We start from the raw sequence: 4,394 nt of genomic DNA, 5'->3' as shown, positions 1-4,394 counted from the left end.
TCCCGTCTGCCGCGCGACGCCATGCACGCACTCTCGCGGCACCGGGCGCAGACCCAAGTACGTCCAGTACGAGGGCCTACGCCCGGCACCCCGAGAGCACGCACCTGACGCCGCGCGGCCGCCCTCCGGGCGACGACGGGAATTGTCAGACAGGCCCTAGGACCAGCGGACGGCGCCGGGCCTTCGGCGGTCCGATCCGCGCCGGCGTGCCCCGCCGGTACCGTGAGGGCATGAGCCACCGCCCCCGGTCCGGCCTCGCCGCGGTGAGTTCCGCGTTGCTGGCCATGAGCAGGCATCTGGAGATGCGCGACGTCCTGAAGACGATCGTCGCCTCCGCCCGCGAACTCCTCGACGCGCAGTACGCCGCCCTCGGCGTCCCCGACGACCACGGGGGCTTCGCCCAGTTCGTCGTGGACGGCGTCAGCGACGCCCAGTGGAAGGCGATCGGCCCGCTGCCCCGCCAGCACGGCGTCCTCGCCGCGATGCTGCACGAGGCCCGCCCCGAACGCCTCGCCGACGTACGCAAGGACCCCCGCTTCGAGGGCTGGCCCGACGCCCACCCCGACCTCGTCGACTTCCTCGGCCTGCCCATCCGCGACGGCGACGAGACCATCGGCGCCCTGTTCCTGGCGAACAAGAACTGCCCCAAGCCGGAAGGAAGTTGCGGCTTCACCCAGGAGGACGAGGAACTGCTCGCCCTCCTCGCGCAGCACGCCGCGATAGCCCTCACCAACGCCCGCCTGTACGAGCGCAGCCGCGAACTCACCATCGCCGAGGAGCGCTCCCGGCTCGCCCATGAACTGCACGACGCGGTCAGCCAGAAGCTGTTCTCGCTGCGCCTGACCGCCCAGGCCGCCGCCGCCCTCGTCGACCGCGACCCGGCCCGCGCCAAGGGCGAACTCCACCAGGTCGCCGCGCTCGCCGCCGAAGCCGCCGAGGAACTGCGGGCCGCCGTCGTGGAGTTGCGGCCCGCCGCACTGGACGAGGACGGTCTGATCGCCACCCTGCGCACCCAGATCCAGGTTCTCGACCGCGCCCACACCGCCCGTGTCACCTTCACCGGCGTCGGCTACCGCGCACTGCCCGCAGCCCAGGAGGAGGCCGTGCTCCGGGTCGCCCAGGAGGCCCTGCACAACGCGCTGCGCCACGCGGACGCGGAGCGCGTCGATGTGAGCGTGCAGCGGCGCGGCCCCGGAGCGGTGCTGCGGATCAGCGACGACGGCACCGGCTTCGACCCGGCCGCGGTCGGCCGCGCCGGGCGCCACCTCGGACTGGTCTCGATGCGGGACCGGGCGAGCGGGGTCGGCGGCACGCTGACCGTGGATTCGGTGCCCGGCAAGGGCACCACGATCGAACTGGAGGTCCCCGGTGGCTGAGCCCATCAAGGTGCTGCTCGTCGACGACCACCAGGTCGTCCGCCGGGGCCTGCGCACCTTCCTGGAGGTGCAGGAGGACATAGTGGTCGTCGGCGAGGCGGCCGACGGTGCGGAAGGCGTGGCCCGCGCCGAGGAACTGCGGCCCGACGTCGTCCTCATGGACGTCAAGATGCCGGGCATGGACGGCATCGACGCCCTGCGCAGGCTGCGCGAACTCGACAACCCCGCACGGGTGCTGATCGTCACCAGCTTCACCGAGCAGCGCACGGTCGTACCGGCCCTGCGCGCGGGCGCCGCCGGGTATGTGTACAAGGACGTGGACCCGGACGCCCTCGCCGGCGCCATCCGCTCCGTGCACGCCGGGCACATCCTGCTCCAGCCCGAGGTGGCGGGCGCGCTGCTGTCCCAGGAGGAGGCCAACTCCGGTCAGGGCCGGGGGAGTTCGCTCACCGATCGGGAGCGCGAGGTGCTCGGGCTGATCGCCGACGGCCGCTCCAACCGGGAGATCGCCCGTGCGCTGGTGCTCTCCGAGAAGACCGTCAAGACGCACGTCTCCAACATCCTGATGAAGCTCGACCTCGCCGACCGCACCCAGGCCGCGCTGTGGGCCGTACGACACGGGGTGGCCGGCTGAAACGTCCGTACGGACGCCGTACGCCGGTTCCCCCCAGAAGCCCCGTTCCGGACTGAGATTCATACCGTCGTGGGAATGTCACCCGGATGGCGCATCCCTAGGCGATCTCCGCCGTTCTCCAGTGCGTGCCACGGAGAACCGCCGTGGTGAACGTCCAAGAGGGGTTTGAAAGTGAAGAACCTGAAGAAGGCAGCGGCCGTGACGATGGTGGCCGGTGGCCTGCTGGCCGCCGGTGCCGGCCTGGCCTCCGCCCAGAGCGAGGCCGGCGGCGCGGCCGTGAACTCCCCGGGCGTCGTCTCGGGCAACGCCATCCAGGCGCCGATCCACGTCCCGGTCAACGTGACCGGTGACAGCATCGACGTCATCGGCGTGCTGAACCCGGCCTTCGGCAACGTCGGCCTCAACCACTGAGGCATCTCGACCGCGGCGCGGGCCCCCCGGATCCACCGGGGGGCCCGCCCCTTTGTCCGGCCCCGGAGCTCACCTCACCCCGCGCTCCCGCTCCTCCACCATCGAGTTGTACGCCGCCACCTGCGCCCGCCGCGCCGTCCGCTCCACCGGGCGCAGCGCCTGGGTGCGCGCCGCCATCTCCGAGGCGGTCACCGCGGCCCCGTGGCCGTGGTCGTGCGCGAGGGCGATCAGCAGGGTGATGCGCTGCGCCAGCTCCAGGACCCGGGCCGCGCGGGGCGGATAGCCCGGGGCCAGGACCTCGCGGCCGGCCTCCGCCCGCGCCCGGTACGCGTCGATCGCGGCCTCGGCCACCGGGCCCGAGGCGGCCACGTCCAGGCGGGCCAGCACCGCCGTGGCATCCCGCAGGGCCTCCGCCAGCTCGCGCTCCGCCTCGCCCAGGGAGGGCACGTCCGCGGGCGGGGCCTCGCGCACCGGCAGGGCGTGCCAGACCACCTCGACATGCACATCACCCGCGGGCCCGGCCTCGGACACCTCGGGCACCAGCCCGAACGCGGTGCCGAAGCAGACCACCGCCTCCGCCGCGTCCAGCGCCCGCGCGTTGAACTCCGGCGGGCCGCTCAGCCCCAGCGGATGGCCGGGCGCCGGCAGCGCCACCCGCAGCCCCGTCGCCCCCAGCGTCCGCAGCCGCCCCAGCGCGAGCGTCAGTCCCACCGGCGCCGCCTCCCCGGGCAGCCCGGCCACCCGGTGCACGGCGTCGTCACCCACAATGGCGAGCGCGGCGTCATCCGGCGAGACAAGTCCGGCCAAAAGGGCATTTCCCCATGAGGCAAGGCGTCCTGAACGCGGTTCCGTGAGCATGCCCCCACCCTAAGGACCGGACCGATGGAATGGACCGGCGCACCGGTGGCGTAGATTTCATAAGGGCCGTGCCCACCGGCGCGGCGGACCGCGCCACAGGCGTACGCGACAGCCGAGACCGGCCACACTGCAAGGGGAGACAACGCGCTCATGAGCGATGTTCTGGAGCTTCAGGACGTATCCGTGGTCCGTGAGGGCCGGGCTCTGGTGGACCAGGTCTCCTGGTCGGTGAAGGAGGGCGAACGCTGGGTCATCCTCGGCCCCAACGGCGCCGGCAAGACCACCCTCCTGAACGTCGCCTCCAGCTACCTCTACCCCACCACGGGCTCCGTCACCATCCTCGGGGAGACCCTGGGCAAGCCCGGCACCGACGTCTTCGAGCTGCGCCCCCGCGTCGGCGTGGCCGGCATCGCCCTCGCCGAGAAGCTCCCCAAGCGCCAGACGGTTCTCCAGACGGTCCTCACCGCCGCCTACGGCATGACCGCCGCCTGGAACGAGGAGTACGAGGACGTGGACGAGCAGCGTGCCCGCGCCTTCCTCGACCGCCTCGGCATGAGCGACTACCTCGACCGCCGCTTCGGCACCCTCTCCGAGGGCGAGCGCAAGCGCACCCTCATCGCCCGCGCCCTGATGAGCGACCCCGAGCTGCTGCTCCTGGACNNGCCGCCTCGGCCGGCTCGCCCGCGACCCCATCGCGCCCTCGATGATCATGGTCACCCACCATGTCGAGGAGATCGCCCCCGGCTTCTCCCACGTCCTGATGATCCGTCAGGGCAAGGTCCTCACCGCCGGCCCGATCGAGCTGGAGCTGACCTCCCGCAACCTCTCCCGCTGCTTCGGCCTCCCGCTCGTGGTCGAGCAGGTCGGCGACCGCTGGACCGCCCACGGCCTGCCGCTGTCCTGACCCCACCGGCACCCCAGGCCGCCCCCGGCCGTCCGTGACCCCACCCCGACCTCACCCCGATCCCACCTCGCCGGGACCCCGCCGGGACCCTCGCGCAAACCCGTCGGGGTCCTCAACGCGCCCTGTCCGCCGCCCGATCGTGGCCCTACGATGACCACGTGAACGACATCGACGCATGGGTGTGGTGGCTCGTCGGCGCGGCCGCGCTCGG

4 protein-coding genes and 1 pseudogene are annotated in these 4,394 nt (G+C 72.9%); 4 read left to right on the top strand and 1 reads right to left on the bottom strand.

The features are described from left to right. The first annotated feature begins 230 nt into the window (after positions 1-230). From CCN72_RS36670 to CCN72_RS36660, 3 genes are all read left to right on the top strand, one after another. A complete protein-coding gene (locus CCN72_RS36670; RefSeq protein ID WP_086812641.1) occupies positions 231-1,376 on the top strand; it encodes a GAF domain-containing sensor histidine kinase in 1,146 nt (381 codons plus the stop codon). Then, positions 1,369-2,010, top strand: a complete 642-nt coding sequence (locus tag CCN72_RS36665) for a response regulator (RefSeq protein ID WP_086812640.1) — start codon at positions 1,369-1,371, stop codon at positions 2,008-2,010. The genes CCN72_RS36670 and CCN72_RS36665 overlap by 8 nt, the downstream gene beginning before the upstream one ends. A gap of 171 nt (positions 2,011-2,181) precedes the next feature. Beyond that, the gene (locus CCN72_RS36660) at positions 2,182-2,421 is read left to right on the top strand and encodes a chaplin (protein WP_085564085.1); all 240 of its coding nucleotides are present in this window, start codon (positions 2,182-2,184) and stop codon (positions 2,419-2,421) included. 69 nt (positions 2,422-2,490) lie between these two features. Here the strand turns inward: CCN72_RS36660 and CCN72_RS36655 are convergent, their stop codons facing one another. Beyond that, positions 2,491-3,279: a hypothetical protein gene (locus tag CCN72_RS36655; RefSeq protein WP_086812639.1), complete on the bottom strand. Its 789-nt coding sequence runs from the start codon at positions 3,277-3,279 to the stop codon at positions 2,491-2,493. A gap of 150 nt (positions 3,280-3,429) precedes the next feature. Between CCN72_RS36655 and CCN72_RS36650 the strand changes: the two are divergent. Beyond that, positions 3,430-4,183: pseudogene (locus CCN72_RS36650) on the top strand (ABC transporter ATP-binding protein). Positions 4,184-4,394: the final 211 nt, after the last annotated feature.

It is taken from the genome of Streptomyces murinus (assembly GCF_002154555.1).
In the GTDB taxonomy this organism is placed as follows: Bacteria; Actinomycetota; Actinomycetes; order Streptomycetales; family Streptomycetaceae; genus Streptomyces; species Streptomyces murinus.
Note: the sequence above shows the minus strand (reverse complement) of the source record. Positions and strands in the feature narration are given on the sequence as shown.